The organism is Pseudomonas sp. IT-P74 (assembly GCF_949768175.1).
Lineage (GTDB): Bacteria > Pseudomonadota > Gammaproteobacteria > Pseudomonadales > Pseudomonadaceae > Aquipseudomonas.
Window position 1 is genome coordinate 288894 of record NZ_CATKQD010000022.1, and the last position, 20247, is coordinate 309140.

The 20247-nt window shown below is 62.1% G+C and carries 18 protein-coding genes and 2 pseudogenes; 13 read left to right on the plus strand and 7 right to left on the minus strand.

All coding sequences use genetic code 11. The features are described from left to right. The first annotated feature begins 177 nt into the window (after window positions 1-177). The 6 genes from ACM6J5_RS15200 (at window position 178) to ACM6J5_RS15225 (ending at window position 5370) form a co-directional block, all read left to right on the plus strand. Entirely contained in the window at window positions 178-1362 is a 1185-nt protein-coding gene (locus tag ACM6J5_RS15200) for an ABC transporter substrate-binding protein (RefSeq protein WP_414928856.1), read from the plus strand. Window positions 1363-1392: 30 nt separating this feature from the next. After that, entirely contained in the window at window positions 1393-2352 is a 960-nt protein-coding gene (locus tag ACM6J5_RS15205) for a YVTN family beta-propeller repeat protein (RefSeq protein ID WP_414928857.1), read from the plus strand. After that, window positions 2349-3080: an ABC transporter ATP-binding protein gene (locus tag ACM6J5_RS15210; RefSeq protein ID WP_414928858.1), complete on the plus strand. Its 732-nt coding sequence runs from the start codon at window positions 2349-2351 to the stop codon at window positions 3078-3080. Before ACM6J5_RS15205 ends, ACM6J5_RS15210 begins: the two co-directional genes overlap by 4 nt. Continuing rightward, window positions 3077-3868, plus strand: a complete 792-nt coding sequence (locus tag ACM6J5_RS15215) for an ABC transporter permease (RefSeq protein WP_414928859.1) — start codon at window positions 3077-3079, stop codon at window positions 3866-3868. The genes ACM6J5_RS15210 and ACM6J5_RS15215 overlap by 4 nt, the downstream gene beginning before the upstream one ends. Window positions 3869-4090: 222 nt before the next feature. Further along, window positions 4091-4648, plus strand: a complete 558-nt coding sequence (locus ACM6J5_RS15220; protein WP_095944122.1) for a PQQ-dependent catabolism-associated CXXCW motif protein — start codon at window positions 4091-4093, stop codon at window positions 4646-4648. A gap of 56 nt (window positions 4649-4704) precedes the next feature. Next, a complete protein-coding gene (locus tag ACM6J5_RS15225; protein ID WP_095944121.1) occupies window positions 4705-5370 on the plus strand; it encodes a response regulator transcription factor in 666 nt (221 codons plus the stop codon). A gap of 110 nt (window positions 5371-5480) precedes the next feature. Here ACM6J5_RS15225 and nahK read toward each other — a convergent pair whose 3' ends face one another. From nahK to ACM6J5_RS15255, 6 genes and pseudogenes are all read right to left on the minus strand, one after another. Then, window positions 5481-8114, minus strand: coding sequence for a hybrid sensor histidine kinase/response regulator NahK/ErcS' (gene nahK / locus ACM6J5_RS15230; RefSeq protein ID WP_095944120.1), 2634 nt, complete (start codon window positions 8112-8114; stop codon window positions 5481-5483). Next, window positions 8044-9201, minus strand: coding sequence for a nitric oxide-sensing protein NosP (gene nosP, locus ACM6J5_RS15235; RefSeq protein ID WP_150673247.1), 1158 nt, complete (start codon window positions 9199-9201; stop codon window positions 8044-8046). Before nosP ends, nahK begins: the two co-directional genes overlap by 71 nt. A 154-nt stretch (window positions 9202-9355) precedes the next feature. Beyond that, window positions 9356-10540: a porin gene (locus tag ACM6J5_RS15240; protein WP_095944118.1), complete on the minus strand. Its 1185-nt coding sequence runs from the start codon at window positions 10538-10540 to the stop codon at window positions 9356-9358. Between the two features lie 208 nt (window positions 10541-10748). Beyond that, entirely contained in the window at window positions 10749-11555 is an 807-nt protein-coding gene (locus ACM6J5_RS15245) for a sulfite exporter TauE/SafE family protein (RefSeq protein ID WP_095944117.1), read from the minus strand. Window positions 11556-11567: 12 nt separating this feature from the next. Continuing rightward, window positions 11568-11717: pseudogene (locus ACM6J5_RS15250) on the minus strand (pyridine nucleotide-disulfide oxidoreductase); the annotation flags it as partial. 142 nt (window positions 11718-11859) lie between these two features. Beyond that, the gene (locus tag ACM6J5_RS15255; RefSeq protein ID WP_008052731.1) at window positions 11860-12201 is read right to left on the minus strand and encodes an ArsR/SmtB family transcription factor; all 342 of its coding nucleotides are present in this window, start codon (window positions 12199-12201) and stop codon (window positions 11860-11862) included. A gap of 103 nt (window positions 12202-12304) precedes the next feature. On the opposite strand from ACM6J5_RS15255, the gene ACM6J5_RS15260 reads away from it, so the two are divergent. Continuing rightward, window positions 12305-13168: an MBL fold metallo-hydrolase gene (locus ACM6J5_RS15260; protein WP_150673249.1), complete on the plus strand. Its 864-nt coding sequence runs from the start codon at window positions 12305-12307 to the stop codon at window positions 13166-13168. A 15-nt stretch (window positions 13169-13183) separates the two neighbouring features. After that, window positions 13184-13270 (plus strand): annotated as a pseudogene (locus ACM6J5_RS15265) (outer membrane lipoprotein carrier protein LolA); the annotation flags it as partial. Here ACM6J5_RS15265 and bkdR read toward each other — a convergent pair. Beyond that, entirely contained in the window at window positions 13266-13751 is a 486-nt protein-coding gene (gene bkdR, locus ACM6J5_RS15270; protein ID WP_095944115.1) for a Bkd operon transcriptional regulator BkdR, read from the minus strand. The pseudogene ACM6J5_RS15265 and the gene bkdR overlap by 5 nt on opposite strands. Window positions 13752-13936: 185 nt before the next feature. Between bkdR and ACM6J5_RS15275 the strand changes: the two genes are divergently transcribed. The 5 genes from ACM6J5_RS15275 (at window position 13937) to ACM6J5_RS15295 (ending at window position 20142) form a co-directional block, all read left to right on the plus strand. Continuing rightward, window positions 13937-15172: a 3-methyl-2-oxobutanoate dehydrogenase (2-methylpropanoyl-transferring) subunit alpha gene (locus tag ACM6J5_RS15275; RefSeq protein ID WP_150673250.1), complete on the plus strand. Its 1236-nt coding sequence runs from the start codon at window positions 13937-13939 to the stop codon at window positions 15170-15172. A 1-nt stretch (window position 15173) separates the two neighbouring features. After that, window positions 15174-16232 carry an alpha-ketoacid dehydrogenase subunit beta gene (locus tag ACM6J5_RS15280; RefSeq protein ID WP_095944112.1) on the plus strand — a complete coding sequence of 353 codons (1059 nt, stop codon included), beginning with the start codon at window positions 15174-15176 and terminating at the stop codon, window positions 16230-16232. Then, entirely contained in the window at window positions 16233-17504 is a 1272-nt protein-coding gene (locus ACM6J5_RS15285) for a dihydrolipoamide acetyltransferase family protein (RefSeq protein ID WP_095944111.1), read from the plus strand. Between the two features lie 3 nt (window positions 17505-17507). Beyond that, a complete protein-coding gene (gene lpdA, locus ACM6J5_RS15290; RefSeq protein ID WP_414928860.1) occupies window positions 17508-18890 on the plus strand; it encodes a dihydrolipoyl dehydrogenase in 1383 nt (460 codons plus the stop codon). Window positions 18891-19122: 232 nt separating this feature from the next. Beyond that, the gene (locus ACM6J5_RS15295) at window positions 19123-20142 is read left to right on the plus strand and encodes a branched-chain amino acid aminotransferase (protein ID WP_095944109.1); all 1020 of its coding nucleotides are present in this window, start codon (window positions 19123-19125) and stop codon (window positions 20140-20142) included. Window positions 20143-20247: the final 105 nt, after the last annotated feature.

Below are 20247 nucleotides of genomic sequence, written 5' to 3' on the forward strand. Positions count from 1 at the left end.
TGGCAGAGGCTATGGCAGCTATCTTAGAAACGGCATTGCACTCGCCCCATGCTGCTTTGGTGGTCGCCACCTAGTCCCTTGGTAGTAAGGCGCTGGATGGACACCACCGGTACTTTCTGCATATTTCCTCAGCTTCACGGGCTACCTAAGCTGGCGCTACCTGTAATGGAGTGCCCCATGCGCCAGCTCATCCCTTACGCCCTGATCTACCTGCTGGCGATTGCCTGCGCCGCCGGCCTGGCTACCCAGAGCCAGGCCGGCGATGCGCCCTTGCAGGTGCGGATCGGCTACCTGGGTTATCGCCTCGACCCCGGCCCGCTGCTGTCCAACGTCATCCCCGAGCCCAGTGATACCGGGCTGCGCGGCGCCGAACTGGCGATCACCGACAGCAACAGCACCGGGCGTTTTCTCAACCACGGCTACAGCCTGGTCAGCGCCAGTGTCGACAGCCCCGAGGCCTTGCTCGAGGCGGCAAAGGCTCAGCACGAACAAGGCCTGCGTCTGTTTGTGGTGAACGCACCTGCTGCCAGCCTGCGCCAACTGAGTGCGGCACTGCCCGACAGTTTGCTGTTCAACGCCGGCAGTGCCGATGACAGCCTGCGCACCACCGACTGCCTGTCGAACGTGCTGCACACCTTGCCGAGCCGGGCGATGCTCGCCGATGCGCTGGCGCAGTTTCTGGTGCTGCGCAAGTGGCAGCGGGCGCTGCTGATTGTCGGCCCGACCCCGGACGATCAAGCCTATGCCGCCGCCCTGCGCCGCGCCGCCAAGCGCTTCGGCTTGCAACTGGTGGCGGAAAAACCCTGGAGCTTCGATAACGACCAACGCCGCAGCGCCCAGGCCGACATGCCGCTGTTCACCCAGACCGCCGAGTACGACGTGGTGCTGGTGGCCGACGAGCGCGGCGACTTCGGTGAATACGTGCCCTACCAGACCTGGTATCCGCGCCCGGTCGCCGGCACCCAGGGCCTGACCCCGGTGGGCTGGCACAAGACCGTGGAAACCTACGGCGCCGCGCAGCTGCAAAAACGCTTCGAAGCCCTGACCGGGCGCTGGATGAACGACCGCGATTTCGCGGCATGGATGGCCGTGCGCAGTATCGCCAGCGCCGTAAGCAAACTGCGCCAGGCCGAGCCGATGGCGATCCGTACGCTGGAAGTCGGCGACCAGTTGCCCCTCGACGGTTTCAAGGGCCGCAAGCTCAGCTACCGGTCGTGGAACGGTCAGTTGCGCCAGCCGATTCCCATCGTCCAGCCCCGGGCGCTGGTCAGCACCTCTCCCCAGGACGGCTTTCTGCACCCCTTCAACGAAATGGACAGCCTGGGCTACGACAAACCCGAGGTCAGTTGCCGTTTTCCCTGATCCGAACATCACAACAACAAGGAATCCGCCATGCGCCGCACCCTGCTCTCTTGCACCTTGCTGCTCGCCGCTGGCCATGCCGTTGCCAGCACTGCCTGGGTCTCCAACGAAAAGGACAACAGTCTCAGCCTGATCGACCTGCAGACCCTGCAAGTCACCGACACCCTGCCCGTCGGCCAGCGCCCCCGCGGTCTGCTGCTGTCCCATGACAACAAGCTGCTGTACATCTGCGCCAGCGATTCGGACCGGGTCCAGGTGATGGACGTGGCCACGCGCAAGATCATCAAGGAACTGCCCTCGGGCAAAGACCCTGAACAATTCGCCCTGCACCCCAACAACCGCTGGTTGTACGTCTCCAACGAGGACGATGCGCTGGTCACGGTGATCGACACCGAGACCTCAAAGGTGCTCGGCCAGATCAACGTCGGCGTCGAACCTGAAGGCATGGCCGTCAGCCCCGACGGCAAGTGGGCGGTCAACACCAGCGAAACCACCAACATGCTGCACTGGATCGACACCGGCACCCAGACCCTGGCCGACAGCACCCTGGTGGACCAGCGCCCGCGCTTCGTCGAGTTCTCCCCCGATGGTGCACAGCTCTGGGCCTCGGCGGAAATCGGCGGCACCGTGACCATTCTCGATGTCGCCGGTCGCACCGTGCTCAAGACCCTGAACTTCCAGATCAAGGGCGTGCATCCGGACAAGGTGCAGCCCGTCGGCATCAAGCTCAGCGCCGATGGCAAGTACGGCTTCGTCGCACTGGGCCCGGCCAACCATGTGGCGGTGATCGACGCCAAGACCTTCGAGATTCTCGACTACCTGCTGGTGGGTCGACGGGTTTGGCAGATGGCATTCACCCCGGATCAGAAGCAACTGCTGGCTACCAACGGCGTCAGCGGCGATGTCTCGGTGATCGATGTCGACAGCCTCAAGGTCAGCAAGTCGGTGAAGGTCGGGCGCTATCCCTGGGGCGTGGTGGTGACGCCATGAACGCCCTTGAAGTCAGCGACCTGAGCTTCGCCTACGGCGCTCGAGAGGCCTTGCGCAAGGTGAGTTTCAGCCTGGAGCCGGGGCGTTTCGCCGCGCTGCTGGGCCCCAACGGCGCGGGCAAGTCGACCCTGATTGCCCTGCTGACCCGGCTCTATGATCTGCAGCAAGGCGAGATCCGCATCGGTGGCTGCTCATTGCGCAGCGCCGCACGCCCGGCACTCAGGCAGTTGGGTGTGGTGTTCCAGCAAAGCACTCTGGACCTGGACCTCAGCGTGGAGCAGAACCTGCGTTATCACGCTGCATTGCATGGCTTGTCCCGGCGCCAGACCGACCTTCGGGTCGACGCCGAACTGGCTCGCCAGGCCCTGACCGAACGCCGCCGTGAACGGGTGCGTGAACTCAATGGCGGCCATCGTCGTCGGGTGGAAATTGCCCGCGCTCTGTTGCATGAGCCGCGTCTGTTGCTGCTCGACGAAGCCAGTGTCGGCCTCGACCCGGCGAGTCGCCTGGCGCTCAACCAGCACATCCGCAGTCTGTGTCGCGAGGAGCGCATCAGCGTGCTCTGGACCACCCACCTGCTCGACGAAGTACAGCCCAGCGATGACTTGCTGATCCTGCATCAAGGCCGGCTGGTGGCCAGCGGACAGGCCGATGCCCTGAGCCTTGAACACGGTGGCGATCTCGGTTCGGCCTTCACCCGCCTGACAACATCGGGAGCTGCCCAATGAACGCTTACTGGCAATGCTTTAGCGGTATCGTGCTGCGCGAATGGCTGCGCTTTGTGTTGCAACGCACGCGTTTTCTCAGTGCCCTGGTGCGGCCGTTGCTGTGGCTGCTGGTGTTCGCCGCCGGTTTTCGCGCAGCGCTGGGGATCGCGATCATCGAGCCCTATGACACCTACATCCCCTATGAGGTCTACATCACCCCCGGCCTGGCCTGCATGATCCTGCTGTTCAACGGCATGCAGGGCTCACTGTCGATGGTCTACGACCGCGAGATGGGCAGCATGCGCGTGCTGCTGACCAGCCCCCTGCCCCGCACCTTTCTGCTGTGCAGCAAGCTGCTGGCCACCTCACTGATTTCGCTGTTGCAGGTGTATGCGTTCCTGACGATTGCCTGGGTCTATGGCGTGCGGCCACCGGCCATGGGCCTGTTACTGGCGTTGCCCGCGCTGCTGCTGGTGGCGTTGATGCTCAGCGCCCTGGGCCTGTTGCTGTCGAACGCAATCCGCCAACTGGAGAACTTTGCCGGGGTGATGAATTTCGTGATCTTCCCGCTGTTTTTCCTGTCATCGGCGCTGTATCCGTTGTGGAAGATGCGCGAGGCCAACGAGTGGCTGTACTGGCTGTGCGCGGTGAATCCGTTTACCCATGCGGTGGAGCTGGTGCGTTTTGCCCTGTATGAACGCTTCAATCCGTTGGCACTGGCGGTGTGCACCGGGCTGACGCTGCTGTTTGCCTTGCTCGCCGTACTGAGCTTCAACCCGCAGCATGCGGCCTTGCGCAAAGCCAACTGACAACACAATCCCCCTGTAGGAGCGAGCCTGCTCGCGAAGGTGGCACATTCAATAAATGAGTTGACTGACACAACGCTTTCGCGAGCAGGCTCGCTCCTACAGAGGGATTTTGATTGAACAGGGTGAAATTACTACTTTAGTACTGGTTTCCCTGTCTATCGTCGCATTCCCAACGCCCCCCGACTGGCATGTAATAGGTCCATAACTATAAGGACCGACCCCATGCCACGTGCCCGACGTTGCCTGTTGCGCCCTGCTCTCACCGCCCTGTCCCTGAGCCTGCTGCTGAGCACCGCGCAGGCCGACACAGTGCTGTTCTCCGCCGACGGCTATCGCATCGGCCTGTACCGCAGCCCGACGCCCGACCAATTGCAAGGCGCAACCATCGTCGACACCCCCGCCCTGCAAACCCTGCTCGGCCAAACCCCGCGCCCGGTGCTGATCGACGTCTACCGCCGTCAGTGGCTGCAAGGGCAATTCATCGAAGACCAGCCCCATGAAAACCTGCCCGGCAGCCATTGGCTGGCCAATACCGGGGACGGCGACTTGACGCCGCAATGGCAGGACTATTTCGCCGCCAACCTGAAAAAGCTGACCGCCGGCGACCCGACGCGACCGCTGGTCTTCTACTGCCGCTCCGACTGCTGGTTGAGCTGGAATGCGGTCAAGCGCGCCGCCACCATGGGCTATAAAACTCTGTATTGGTATCGCGATGGCCTGGACGCCTGGCAAGCGGCCAACCTGCCGGTTTCGCCAGCCAGGCCCGAACCCTTTCCCTGAGCTTTACGCGTGCGTGTTGTTGCCACACCATAATCAAAATAATGAGGTGAAAGGCCATGTACAAAATCCTGATTGCCGACGATCACCCGCTGTTTCGCGAAGCCATTCACAACGTCATCAGCGACGGTTTTGTCGGCAGCGAAGTGATGGAAACCGCCGACCTGGACAGCGCCCTGGCCCTGACCCAGGAACACGACGACCTGGACCTGATCCTGCTCGACCTGAACATGCCCGGCATGCACGGGCTCAATGGCCTGATCAACCTGCGTAACGAAGCACCGACCATTCCGGTGGTGATCGTCTCCGCCGAGCAGGACAAACAGATCGTGCTGCAAGCCATCACCTACGGCGCGGTGGGTTTCATCACCAAGTCGTCACCCCGCACCCAGATGACCGATGCCATCCAGCAGATTCTCAATGGCAACGTCTACCTGCCCCCGGACATCATCCGCACCGCCAAAAGCAGCACCCACCGGCGGATGAACGACACCCCGAGCTTCCCGCCCGAACTGCTCCAGGCCCTGACCCGCAAGCAACTGCAGGTGCTGGAACGCATGACCAAGGGCGAGTCGAACAAGCAGATCGCCTACACCCTGGAAATCGCCGAGACCACGGTCAAGGCCCACGTCTCGGCGATCCTGCGCAAGCTCAACGTGCACAACCGGGTGCAGGCGATCCTGAGTGCCGGGGATATTGATTTCGGGTCATATCTGCGGCGTTGAGTCGGCAAGACCGCGTCGCTCTTATCGCGAGCAAGCTCGCTCCTACAGGATTGCGATGTACCTGTAGGAGTGAGCCTGCTCGCGATAGCGGTGGTGAAAACACCGAGATATCAAGGCCTGCCAAGTAGATGACTCATCGCCGTCTTCAGCTTCATCGGCCGTACCGGCTTGTGCATCAGGGTGTGGCCCAGTTCGCGGATCTGCTGCTTGAGTTCATTGCTGTAGTTGGCCGTGATCATCATCGCCGGAATCGGTGACGCGCGCCGGGCATTGATCCGGGCCACCGCATCGACACCGTTCTGATCGTTGTCCAGGTGGTAATCGGCAATCAGCAGGTCGACCTCGGCATGATAATTGTCCACTTGCCGCGCCAGGTCTTCCTCCGACAGCGCCGTCACCACCCGACACCCCCACCCCTCCAGCAAGGTGCGCATGCCTTCACAGATGGTCGCGTCGTTGTCCAGCACCCATATCCGCGCGCCGCGCAGGCGCTCAAGCATCGGTTCGCTCATCTGCAACGTCGGCGGCGGCTTCGGCGCGGTGGCGCTTAACGGCACTTCGACCGAGAACATCGAACCCCGGCCCGGCCATGAGCGCACATGAATGGGATGCCCGAGGATGCCGGCAATCTTCTCGACAATCGCCAGGCCCAGGCCTAGGCCGCGATCCTGATCGGGTCGCTGCACATCACCGCGCTTGAACTCCTGGAAAATCTCCTCCAGGCGATGCTCGGCAATGCCCATGCCGCTGTCCCAGACTTCGATCGTCAGGCACTGATGATGCCGCCGGCAACCGAGCACCACGCGACCGCTGTAGGTATAGCGAATCGCATTGCTCAGCAGATTGCGCAGAATCCGCGCGAGCAGCTGGATGTCGCTGCGCACCAGTGCCGAACAGCCGATGAAGTGCAGTTGCAGGCCTTCACTGCGCGCCACCTGGGTGTATTCGGCGGCCAGGTTGTCCAGCAGTTCACTGAGGGCGAACGGCGCGATGTCGGCCTTGATCACCCCCGCATCGAGCTTGGAAATGTCCACCAGGGTGCCGAGCAGGTTCTCCACGTCTTCCAGGGAATTGCTCACGTTGCGCACCAGAATCTCGCTGGACATCGGCTCGCGCCGTTCCAGCAAGGCACTGGTAAACAGGCGCGCGGCATTCAACGGTTGCAGCAGGTCGTGGCTGACGGCGGCGAGGAACTTGGTCTTCGACAGGTTGGCCTGCTCGGCTTCCTGCTTGGCCTCGCGCAAGCGTGACTCGACCAGGCGTCGCTCATCGATCTCGCGCAGCAGCTGGTCGTTGAGGGTGGTCAATTCCGCCGTGCGCTCGCGTACCCGCAGTTCCAGGTTCTGATACGCCTGATGCAGCGCCTCGGCAGTGCGGCGGCGTTCGGTGATGTCGCGGATCAGCACGAAGATCCCCACCACCTCACCACTGGCCAGACGGTTGGGCACATAGGAGCGCAGCATGTAGCGCTCCTGGTTGTTGACGTTGGTTTCGGCGAACTCGAAGGTCACGCTCTCGCCGGCCAGCGCCCTGGTCACGTAGGACTCCAGTCGCTGGTAATGCTGTTCGCTGTGCACCTCGCGCAGGCTCTGGCCGAGCATCACGCCCCGGGGCCAGCAGTACCACTCCTCGTAAACCTTGTTGGTGAACTCGTAGACCAGGTCGGCATTGAGGTAGGCAATCAATGCGGGTACGTGATCGGTGATCAGGCGAATCCAGTGTTCGCTTTCGCTCAGCGCCTCGGCGTGCTGGTAGCGTTCGGTGATGTCGGTGAACGTGTTGACGAAACCGCCGGTGGGCAACGGATGGGTGCGGATCTCCAGGACCCGGCCATCGTACAGGCGCTGCTCGCATTCGCGCACCGGTCGTCCGTTGCCATCGCGACTGGCCGGGGTCAGCAGTTTCAACTCGCTGTCGGCGATCACTTCGGCAAACGGGCGATGGGCCGCCACCGGCGCCAGGCCGCTCAGCTCCAGGAAACGCCGGTTCCACAACTCCAGGATGCCCTCGGCGCTGACCATCGCCACCCCTTGGGACAGGTTGTCGACCGCCCGCTGCAACAGGTGCGATTTCTGCGCCACCGCCTGCTCACGGCGCATGGTTTCGCTGAGTTTGACGTCGGTAATGTCGGTGAACAGAATCACCCGCCCGCCTTCCTGGGTCGGCCGTTCGCTGACTTGCAGCCAGCGCCCGTTCTGCAGGCGGTAAAGCGGGTTTTCGTCGGCATGCCCCCGAGGCTCTTCGGTGAACAGGCCGTTGTTCATTATCAACCGCTTGACCTCGGTCAGGCGCATGCCGGCGTTGATCCGCACCCGGCTGTTGCTCCAGAACGCCTTGAAGCGACTGTTGAACAGCACGATGCGCTGCTCGGCGTCGAACAGCACGAAGGCGTCGGAAATGCTTTCGATGGCATCGATCAGGTGTTGATGCGCCGTTTCCGCGCGCAGGCGGGCTTCGCTGAGCAAATGATTACCGGCCTTGAGTTCGGCCATGGCCTGGTTCAAGGCATCGGTGCGTTCGCGCACTTGCTCGGCCAGCACCACCGAATGCTGGAAAGCCGCGTACGGATCGTTGCCGCGGGTCCCCCCGGACTCGACCCGTTCGATCAGCGCACCATTGATGCGCTGCAGTTTATGGTTTTCCAGGCGCAGCCTGGCCAGTTCGGCCTGCAGCTCAGCGATGTCCTGGGGCACGGCCACGGGCAATGGCAACGCCGGTGAAGGTCTGGTTGATGTGCATGCCATTGAACTGTTCTCCATAGGTGTTGAACCCCATCACCCGTTGCTCGCGCAAAAACGTGCCGATCTGATCGAGACTGCCGTCGTCTTCGAGTTCCAGACGCCGCAGGAAACAGTCGCAACCGATGGTCAGCAGCAAATCCCCCAGGCGTTCCTGCAACCCTTCGAACAGGCTCTGCAGGTTTGGCAGCATCGGCCCAGGGGTCATGGCGGTGAGGACGATGCCGTTTTCCACGGCGCAGTAGAAACTCAGGCTCAGGTCCGGATGCACCTGCTGGATGGCCCGCACGTAGTACTGCTGGTTGATCCGCACCGCCAACGGGTGCGCGGCGAAGATCCGGTGATCGAGCTGCGCCACCGGCACGCCGATGTGCCGGGCGTACTCCTCGGCGGCCGGCTCGGCATTGAGTTCGAAGACCCGGCGCAAGGCGCTGTCGGCCCCGGTGACCACCAGCTTCTCGGCGCGGGGCAACACGTGGTGGGTGGTGAACACTTCGAAATCCAGCCAGGTATTGACCAGCACCACCACGGCCGCGCCGCTGTGGAACTCGCCATCGAAGTACACATGGGTATGGGTCAGGTAGTTGTCGTCGCCGGCCGAGCCGCCGAAATGCGGAATATCGCCCAATGCCGCGCTCAAGGCCGCCAGGACCATTTCTTCGCGGCTGGACAGGCCATCGAGCAGGGTCAGGGCAAAGCTGTTGCCCTTGATCGGGGCCAGGGTGTTGCTGCGACAGCCACTGACCAGGCGCTCGACCATTTGCTGGGCGTCGATCAGGCTGAAGTGCTCCATCTGGTCGATCAGCTCGATCGCGATGGAAAAGTGCCGGTGATCGAAACCCACCGCTGTCACGCAATTGCGCCCGTAGCCCAGCGGGGTGATTTCCCCGGCACTGGTGCAGCCCGCCAGGCGGATGCCGCCGAAGCTTTGCTGCAAGGCCTGGCCCAGCGCCTGCAAGTCGTACTCGGCGGAACAGAAGAACAGCACGAACCCCAGGTGCGGATGCAACAACTGGCGTGCCAGTTCCTGCGCGACCTGCCGGGCATCGGTGGCCTGGGACATTGCACTGACGACGCCTTCGCTCTGCTGCATCCTTACCTCCCGCAGGTGCGTGTGTATGAGGCACGAGTGTACGAAGTCTGTGGGGTGCGACGAATGCTACTTGGGTAGCGGGTAGCCGCTTCGATGGGATGAGACGGTTGGCGACCCTCGCCGCGATGCGCACGGCCAGGGCCACCTCCCGGGGTTACCAGGTCAGCACCGCGCCCACGGCAAAGGTGTCGGTGTCTTCGTTCTGCTCGTCGGTGTCGTGGCCGTTGATTTCGAACTGGTTGTACTCGGCCACCAGCTTGAGGTTGTCGTTGACGTCATGGAACAACGCGATGCCGCGGGTCTCGTAGTCCGCGCCGCTGCCGACCACGCCGTTGCCATCGTCATTGGTCTTGCCGTAGGACAAGGCCAGGCGGTTCTTGCCCAGTTTGTAGGAGCCCTGCATCAGGTAGCCGTCGCTGTCGACGTTGCGCAGGGTCGGCTCGCCGGCATTGTTGGTGAAAAACGGGTTGATGCCCTTGGCCTGGAAACCGGACCCGGTGAGGGACAAGCCGCCCATCTTCGCCTGCACGCCGTACCCGACACCCTTGGAGGTGACGGTCTCGACCGTGGAATCGGTGTTGTCCGAGGTCTGGTAGCTGCCGTTGACCCAGCTGTAGATCTTGGCCCCGGCCAGGTCGAACTGATAGGTGACCTCGCTCTCGGTACGCGGGTTTTCCTGGTAGGCCTTGCCCGTCGGGCTGCTGTCGTTGGTGTCCACCGGGTCCATGATGCCGACCGCCACGCGCAGACCGTCCATCACCGGGGTGCGATAGGTGATCTGCGAGGTCGGGAACGGATACGGGTAGCCGGTGCCGATGTTGCCGAACGACACCCCGCCGCCATCCACTAGCCCCAGCGTATCGCTGACCTGACCGTAACCGGCGAGCATTTCGTCGAGCAGGATGTTGGAACGGGCGAACAGCCCGAAGTCTTTGCCGATCAGCACTTCGCCCCACTCCGGGTTGGCCACGGTGCCGAAGAACTGCCGCACATCGATGGCGGTGTCGGTGCCGTTGGTCTGGCTGTCGTTGATGGTGACCCAGAACGAGGCGCGGGCACCGAGCTTGAGATCGTCAACCTGCTTGCCCATGTTGAACCCCAGGTAGTTGGGCAAAAAGCCCATTTTGACCCGCGACTGTCGACGGTCGAACTGATCGCCGGCGCGGTCGACATCGCTGTTCACGTAGAAGGCGTTGATGTAGCCGTCGGTGGAGAACGTGGTCTGGTCCTTGTCGTACAGCATGATATCCGCCTCGGCCATCTGGCTCAGGCCGAGAGCAGACAGGCTGGCGATGAAGGCCGGCAGAAAACGATGCGTGACGTTCTTATTGTTGTGCATGGCGCGCTCCGAAACGGGGACTGAGTGTCGGAGGCGATTATCGAAACCTGACGAGCGGTGCCATACGCTGCCTTGGGGCTGGTTTGCAGGTGCTTTGGATGGGCCGGCGGTGCGTGACCACTATGGTGTAAGACCGCTGGTCGGCGAGGCTCGCCACTTAGGGCGTAGGCCTGTGGACCCCACTGGCGTCCACAGGAACCGCTACCGATCAGGCGTTGGCCCTGAACAGCATGTAGCCGGCGACCACGATGCAGATGCTGGCAAACCCGAGCTGCAACGCCCGCGCCGGCACCCGGGCGCAGAGCTTGCGGCCGATGATCATGCCAACGATGCTGGAGACGATGAAGGCAATGCCCAAGCCATCGATGCGCACCCCGGCATTGAACGCGCCGATCACGCCGATAGCCGAAATCAGGCTGATCACCATCAGCGAAGTGGCGATGATCCCGCGCATCTGCACGTCGGTCAGTTGCTTGAAGGCCGGGACAATCAGAAAGCCGCCGCCCACCCCCAGTAATCCCGAGACCACGCCGGTCACCGCCCCGAGCGCGGCAAGGGTCGCGGTGCATTTGGCGGTCCAGGAAAAGCGCCCGGTCTGTTGATCGAGCATGCAGTTCTTCTGGCCCCAGTTGGCCTGGCCGTGGTCGCTGGGGCCCTGGTCCTTGCGCTCGCGGCGCAACATCCGCCCGGCCACCACGACCATCAGCAGACTGAACAGGATCATCAGGATTTTTTCCGGCAACCGGTGGGCAAAGTAGATGCCCAGCGGCGAAAACACTGCGCCCAGCGCGGCGATCAGCAGCGCCGCGCGATAACGCACCAGACCATGGCGCAAACCGTCGATGGCACCGACCGCGGCCGCACTGCCCACCGCGAACAACGCCACCGGAGCGGCCTGGGTCATGCTCCAGCCCAACCCCAACACCAGCGCCGGGACCGCAAGGATACCGCCGCCGGCGCCCGTCAAGCCGAGCACCAACCCCATCACTACACCAAACAGACTTGCCAGCAACATAAGGAATTCTCAGTAGTGCCGGGAGTCGGGTTCGATCACGGTGATGTTCAGATGCGGACTACGCTTGAGCAGGCTGGCGAAAAAGCCGATACCCGCCGTACCGCCGCCGTCGATGACCACGATATCTGCACTGATGGATGGGCCCCAGTGTTGATCGTTCATTGCTTGTTCCTTTTGCTGCACTGTAGGAGCGAGCCTGCTCGCGATGGTCGCTAACGATCACGCGTGTTATCTGTATAAACGCGGTGCCATTACGTCCATCGCGAGCAGGCTCGCTCCCACAGGTTCGGTGTGTTGAACAGGATCAGGGTTGAACCCAGCTTTTAAGCACCGCCCCGCAATAAAGCCCGGAGAGGGTTTTCATCACCTGGATCACTTCGTGACTGGCGAGACCGTAAAAAATGTACTTGCCTTCACGACGGGTGGCGACCAGTCCTTCATCGCGCAGGATCCCCAATTGCTGGGACAGGGTCGGTTGACGCACGCCGGTCATTTTTTCCAGCTCGCCCACATTGCGTTCGCCCTGGGTCAACTGGCACAGGATCAGCAGGCGATCCTCATTGGCCAGGGCCTTGAGCAGCGCACACGCCTTGGAGGCCGAGGCGCGCAATTGGGCGACTTCACATTCGTTCAGACTGGATTGCATTTGCAGGATGCCTTCAACGTCACTTAAGCTGCGAACATTATGTCTTTACATAAAGTGTTGCAACCCATGACTGACTTTTCTCCCCCTGCACAGGTTCGTGTCCATGCCCGCGCTGATTGAAGCTTTCCTCGACCCCGCCTCCTCGACCTACAGCTACGTGGTCTACGAGGCCGATGGCGGGCAGTGTGCGATTGTCGACCCCGTGCTCGACTACGACGGTGCCGCCGGGCGTACCGCAACCACCCAGGCCGAGAAAATCATCGCCTTCGTCCGCACCCACAATCTGCAAGTGCAATGGTTACTGGAAACCCACGCCCATGCCGATCACCTGTCCGCAGCGCCGTATCTGCGCAGGGTGCTTGGCGGCAAAATTGCCATTGGCGAGTCGATCAGCAAGGTCCAGGACGTGTTCAAGGCGCTGTTCAATCTGGAGCCATCCTTTCGCATCGACGGTTCGCAGTTCGATCACCTGTTCACCCCCGACGAATCGTTCATGATCGGCAACCTCAAGGCGACCGCCCTGCATGTGCCCGGCCATACCCCGGCGGACATGGCCTACCTGATCGGCAACGATGTGATCCTGGTCGGCGATACACTGTTCATGCCGGACGTGGGCACCGCGCGCTGCGACTTTCCCGGCGGCAATGCCAACCAGATGTTTGCCTCGATCCAGAAACTGCTGGCCTTCCCCGCCAGCGTGCGCCTCTACGTGTGCCACGACTACCCGCCCGAAGGCCGCGCACCGGAGTGCATGACCACCGTTGGCGACCAGCGCAAGAACAACATCCACGTGCGCGACGGCATTGATGTAACCGCCTTCGTTGCCATGCGCACCCGGCGTGATGAGGGGTTGGGAATGCCGACGCTGTTGCTGCCGGCGATCCAGGTGAATGTGCGGGCGGGGAATTTGCCGCCAGCCGAAGACAATGGCGTGACCTACCTGAAAATCCCCTTGAACAAACTCTGACCTGTAGGAGCGAGCTTGCTCGCGAAAAACGTCAACGATAACGCGGCAAACCTGACGCCCCGCGGTGCCCTCAGGTTTTTCGCGAGCAAGCTCGCTCCTACGGCAACGTCAACCCATTCGCCGGCAACGGCAGCGCTGTTTTATAGCGCACCTGCTTGAGCGCAAAGCTCGAACGGATGTTCGCCACCCCCGGCACCTTGGTCAGAAAGTCCATCATGAAGCGCTCCAGCGACTGGATGGTCGGCACCAGCACCCGGATCAGATAGTCCGGGTCACCGGCCATCAGGTAGCACTCCATCACCTCGGGGCGATCGGAAATCGCCTCTTCGAAATGCTGCAACGCCTCCTCCACCTGTTTCTCCAGGCTGACGTGAATGAACACGTTCACATGCAGCCCCAGCAGGTCGGCATCCAGCAACGTCACTTGCTCGCGAATCACCCCCAGTTCTTCCATGGCCTTGACCCGGTTGAAACACGGGGTCGGCGACAGGTTCACCGAACGCGCCAGGTCGGCGTTGGTGATGCGTGCGTTCTCCTGAAGGCTGTTGAGAATGCCGATGTCGGTACGGTCCAGTTTGCGCATGAGATAAAACCACCTGTTTTTTATGTTTATGCAGGTTTTTTATCTGCAAATGAGCTTCAAGGCAATGAAACAGAGAGAAATATTCTTCTTGGCCGGGCCTATGATTGTTGTAGGACAAGATTTCTTCTACCGAACGAAATCTGTCAGCTCACTACAAGAAATTCACAAGATCGAGCGTAGAAGCCATGACCCAAGCGTATGAACCGCTGCGCCTGCACGTCCCCGAACCCTCGGGCCGTCCAGGATGCAAAACCGACTTCTCCTACCTGCATCTGACCGATGCCGGCACGGTGCGCAAACCCCAAATCGATGTTGAACCGGCTGACACCGCTGACCTGGCCCGCGGCCTGATCCGCGTGCTCGACGACCAGGGCAACGCTCACGGCCCCTGGGCTGAAGACGTGCCGGTGGCGATACTGCGCAAGGGCATGCGCGCCATGCTCAAGACGCGGATCTACGACAACCGCATGGTGGTCGCCCAGCGTCAGAAAAAAATGTCGTTCTACATGCAGAGCCTTGGCGAAGAAGCCATCGGCAGCGCCCAGGCCCTGGCCCTGAACATCGACGACATGTGTTTCCCGACCTACCGCCAGCAAAGCATCCTGATGGCCCGCGACGTGCCGCTGGTCGACCTGATCTGCCAGCTGCTGTCCAACGAGCGCGATCCGCTCAAGGGCCGTCAGTTGCCGATCATGTACTCGGTCAAGGAGTCCGGTTTCTTCACCATCTCCGGCAACCTCGCCACCCAGTTCATTCAGGGTGTGGGCTGGGGCATGGCTTCGGCGATCAAGGGCGACACCAAAATCGCCTCGGCGTGGATCGGCGACGGCGCCACCGCCGAGTCGGACTTCCACACCGCCCTGACGTTCGCCCACGTGTACCGCGCGCCGGTGATTCTCAACGTGGTCAACAACCAGTGGGCTATTTCGACCTTCCAGGCGATTGCCGGCGGTGAAGCCACCACCTTCGCCGGTCGTGGCGTCGGTTGCGGTATTGCCTCCCTACGGGTCGATGGCAACGATTTCTACGCGGTCTACGCAGCTTCCGCCTGGGCCGCCGAACGTGCGCGCCGCGGTCTGGGCCCAACCATGATCGAATGGGTCACCTACCGCGCCGGCCCGCACTCGACGTCTGATGATCCTTCCAAATACCGTCCCGCCGATGACTGGAGCCACTTCCCGCTGGGTGATCCGATTGCGCGCCTCAAGCAGCACCTGATCAAGATCGGCCAGTGGTCCGAAGAGGAACACGCCGCCGTCAGCGCCGAGCTGGAAGCCGAAGTGATCGCCGCACAGAAAGAAGCCGAACAGTACGGCACCCTCGCCGGTGGCCAGATTCCGAGCGCCGCGACCATGTTCGAGGACGTCTACAAAGAGATGCCGGAGCACTTGAAGCGCCAGCGTCAAGAGTTGGGGATCTGACATGAACGATCACAACAACAATATCGAGCTGGAAACCGCCATGACCACGACCACCATGACCATGATCCAGGCCCTGCGCTCGGCCATGGATGTGATGCTTGAACGTGACGACAACGTCGTGGTCTTCGGCCAGGACGTGGGCTACTTCGGCGGCGTGTTCCGCTGCACCGAAGGCCTGCAGACCAAGTACGGCACCTCCCGGGTGTTCGACGCACCGATTTCCGAAAGCGGCATCGTCGGTGTCGCCGTGGGCATGGGCGCCTACGGTCTGCGACCGGTCGCTGAAATCCAGTTCGCCGACTACGTGTACCCGGCCTCCGACCAGATCATTTCCGAAGCGGCCCGCCTGCGTTACCGCTCGGCCGGCGAGTTCACCGCACCGATGACCCTGCGCATGCCTTGCGGCGGCGGCATCTACGGCGGCCAGACCCACAGCCAGAGCATCGAGGCGATGTTCACCCAGGTCTGCGGCTTGCGCACGGTGATGCCGTCCAACCCGTACGACGCCAAGGGCCTGTTGATCGCCTCCATCGAAAACGATGACCCGGTGATCTTCCTCGAGCCGAAACGCCTGTACAACGGCCCGTTCGACGGTCACCACGACCGCCCGGTAACCCCGTGGTCGAAGCACCCCGCCGCGCAAGTGCCGGACGGTTACTACACCGTGCCGCTGGACGTCGCTGCGATCACCCGTCCGGGCAAGGACGTGACCGTGCTGACCTACGGCACCACCGTGTACGTGTCGCAAGTCGCTGCTGAAGAAAGCGGCGTCGACGCCGAAGTCATCGACCTGCGCAGCCTTTGGCCACTGGACCTGGAAACCATCGTCAAATCGGTGAAAAAGACCGGCCGTTGCGTGGTGGTGCACGAAGCCACCCGAACCTGCGGTTTCGGTGCCGAACTGGTGTCGCTGGTGCAAGAACATTGCTTCCACCACCTGGAAGCGCCGATCGAACGCGTCACCGGTTGGGACACCCCTTACCCGCACGCGCAAGAGTGGGCGTATTTCCCAGGCCCGTCCCGAGTGGGCGCGGCATTGAAACGGGTCATGGAGGTCTGAATGGGCACGCACGTCATTAAAATGCCGGACATTGGTGAAGGCATTGCAGAAGTTGAATTGTCGGTATGGCACGTCAAGGTCGGCGACATGGTCGTCGAAGATCAGGTGCTGGCCGATGTCATGACCGATAAAGCGATGGTGGATATTCCGTCGCCAGTGCATGGCAAGGTCATCGCCCTTGGCGGCCAGCCGGGCGAAGTCATGGCGGTCGGCAGCGTGCTGATCAGCATTGAAGTCGAAGGCGCGGGCAACGTTAAGGAATCGGCGCAGCCGGCACCTGTTAAAGAAGCGCCTGTGGCTGCACCTAAAGTTGAAGCCGTGGCTGAAAGCAAACCGGTTGTTGCCCCGGCACCGAAAGTTGCCGTCTGCCAGGGCCCGATGGTTGCTCGCCAGGCCGATGAGCGTCCGTTGGCCTCTCCGGCCGTGCGCAAGCATGCACTGGACCTCGGCATTCAATTGCGCCTGGTACGTGGCAGCGGCCCGGCCGGTCGCGTACTGCATGAAGACCTCGACGCCTACCTGGCCCAGGGTCAGTCGAATGCCTCGACGGTCAGCAGCGCTTACATCCAGCGTACCGATGAACAGCAGATCCCGGTGATCGGCATGCGCCGCAAGATCGCCCAGCGCATGCAGGATGCCACCCAGCGTGCCGCCCACTTCAGTTATGTCGAAGAAATCGACGTCACCGCCGTGGAAGAGCTGCGCGCGCACCTCAATGAAAAACACGGCGCGGCCCGCGGCAAGCTGACGTTGCTGCCATTCCTGGTCCGCGCCATGGTCGTCGCCCTGCGCGACTTCCCGCAGATGAATGCCCGCTACGACGACGAAGCCCAGGTCATCACCCGCCTCGGTGCGGTGCATGTGGGCGTCGCGACCCAGAGCGACGTCGGCCTGATGGTGCCGGTGGTGCGTCACGCCGAAGCCCGCAGCCTGTGGGACAGCGCAGCGGAAATCGCTCGCCTGGCCACTGCCGCGCGCAACGGCAAGGCCAGCCGCGACGAACTGTCCGGCTCGACTATCACCCTGACCAGCCTTGGCGCCTTGGGCGGCATCGTCAGCACGCCGGTGCTGAACCTGCCGGAAGTGGCGATTGTCGGTGTCAACAAGATCGTCGAACGGCCAATGGTGATCAAAGGCCAGATCGTGATCCGCAAGATGATGAACCTCTCCAGCTCCTTCGATCACCGCGTGGTCGACGGCATGGACGCGGCGCAATTCATCCAGGCCATCCGTGGCTTGCTCGAACAACCCGCTACCCTGTTTGTGGAGTAACGAATGCAAACTTTGAACACCACGCTGCTGATCATCGGCGGCGGCCCCGGCGGTTATGTGACGGCGATCCGTGCCGGCCAGTTGGGCATCCCGACCATCCTGGTTGAAGGCCAATCCCTGGGCGGCACCTGCCTGAACATCGGCTGCATTCCGTCCAAGGCACTGATTCACGTTGCCGAGCAGTTTCATCAGACGCAGCACCACCATCAGCTTTCGTCCCTGGGCATCAGCGTTTCGGCGCCGACCCTCGATATCACCAAGAGCGTCGAGTGGAAGGATGGCATCGTCGATCGCCTGACCACCGGCGTTGCGGCGCTGCTGAAAAAGAACAAGGTCCAGATCGTTCAAGGCTGGGCCAAAGTGGTTGACGGTAAAACCGTCGACGTCGGCGACACGCGCATCCAGTGCGAGCACCTGGTGCTGGCCACCGGTTCGACAAGCGTGAACCTGCCGATATTGCCGATTGGCGGGCCGATCATCTCGTCCACCGAAGCCCTGGCGCCGACGTCCGTGCCCAAGCGCTTGATCGTGGTCGGTGGTGGCTACATCGGTCTGGAGCTGGGCATTGCCTATCGCAAGCTCGGCGCCGAGGTCAGCGTGGTGGAAGCGCAGGAACGCATCCTGCCGGCCTACGACGCCGAACTGACCCAGCCGGTGCACGACGAACTGAGAAAACTCGGTGTGAAGCTTTACTTGAAACACAGCGTGCAAGGTTTTGATTCACAAGAAAATACTTTGCAAGTATTGGCCCCGAACGGCGCGACCCTGAACCTGGAAACCGATCAGGTGCTGGTGGCCGTCGGTCGCAAGCCGAACACCCAGGGCTGGAACCTCGAAGCGCTGAACCTGGACATGAACGGTTCGTCGATCAAGATCGACCACCGCTGCCAGACCAGCATGCGCAACGTGTATGCCATCGGTGACCTGAGCGGCGAACCGATGCTCGCCCACCGGGCCATGGCCCAGGGCGAGATGGTCGCCGAGCTGATCAGCGGTAAGTCCCGCGAGTTCAACCCGACCGCCATCGCCGCCGTGTGCTTCACCGACCCGGAACTGGTGGTGGTCGGCAAGACCCCGGACGAGGCCAAGGCCGCAGGTTGGGACTGCATCGTGTCGAGCTTCCCGTTCGCCGCCAATGGCCGGGCGATGACCCTGGAATCGAAAAGCGGCTTCGTGCGGGTGGTCGCCCGCCGCGACAATCATGTAATTGTCGGCTGGCAGGCGGTGGGCGTTGGCGTGTCGGAATTGTCCACGGCGTTTGCGCAAAGCCTGGAGATGGGCGCGCGGCTGGAAGACATCGGCGGCACCATCCATGCGCACCCGACGCTGGGTGAGGCGGTGCAGGAAGCGGCGTTGCGGGCGTTGGGACATGCGTTGCACCTGTAACTGAGGGTGGCAGGGATGGCCCCATCGCCAGCAGGCTGGCTCCCACAGTTGGAATGCGTTCTCCTGTGGGAGCTAGCCTGCTAGCGATTTCTTGAGGCCAGCGCGAATTATCTGCCTGCCATCCGATAGTCCGGGCTGCGAAACAGGCCCGGAATGAAGTATTGTTGTCCCCATCCAAAAAACGTCAGAAGCCTTGAACCGTTTCGACGGTTGTTCAGTGATAGAGGGTGTCATGGGTAACGAAAGCATAAATTGGGACAAGCTGGGTTTTGACTACATCAAGACCGACAAGCGCTATCTGTCGTATTTCCGCAATGGCGAGTGGGACAAAGGCACCCTGACCGAAGATAACGTGCTGCACATCAGCGAAGGCTCCACCGCCCTTCACTATGGCCAGCAGTGCTTCGAAGGCATGAAGGCCTATCGTTGCAAGGACGGCTCGATCAACCTGTTCCGCCCGGACCAGAACGCTCTGCGCATGCAGCGCAGCTGCGCCCGTCTGCTGATGCCGACAGTCGACACCGAGCAGTTCATCGAAGCCTGCAAGGCCGTGGTCCGCGCCAACGAGCGTTTCATCCCGCCGTACGGCACCGGCGGCGCGCTGTACCTGCGCCCGTTCGTGATCGGCGTGGGTGACAACATCGGCGTGCGTACCGCCCCCGAGTTCATCTTCTCGATCTTCTGCATCCCGGTCGGCGCCTACTTCAAGGGCGGCCTGACCCCGCACAACTTCCAGATCTCCAGCTACGACCGCGCCGCGCCACAAGGCACCGGTGCCGCCAAGGTCGGTGGCAACTACGCCGCCAGCCTGATGCCGGGTTCCAAGGCCAAGAAAGCCCACTTCGCCGACGCCATCTACCTGGATCCGATGACCCACACCAAGATCGAGGAAGTCGGTTCGGCCAACTTCTTCGGGATCACCCACGACAACAAGTTCGTGACCCCGAACTCGCCGTCGGTACTGCCGGGCATCACCCGTCTGTCGCTGATTGAGCTGGCCAAGACCCGTCTGGGCCTGGAAGTGGTTGAAGGCGATGTGTTCATCGACAAGCTCTCCGACTTCAAGGAAGCCGGTGCTTGCGGTACCGCGGCGGTGATCACGCCAATCGGCGGCATCGACTACAACGACCACCTGCACGTGTTCCACAGCGAAACCGAAGTCGGCCCGGTCACCCAGAAGCTCTACAAAGAGCTGACCGGCGTGCAAACCGGCGACATCGAAGCGCCAGCGGGCTGGATCGTCAAGGTTTGACCTGACGCCACACGCACAAAAGCCCCCCATCGGGTGACCGATGGGGGGCTTTTTTGTTTGCATTGTACTGACAAACCCACCCCGCCCCCTGTGGGAGCGAGCCTG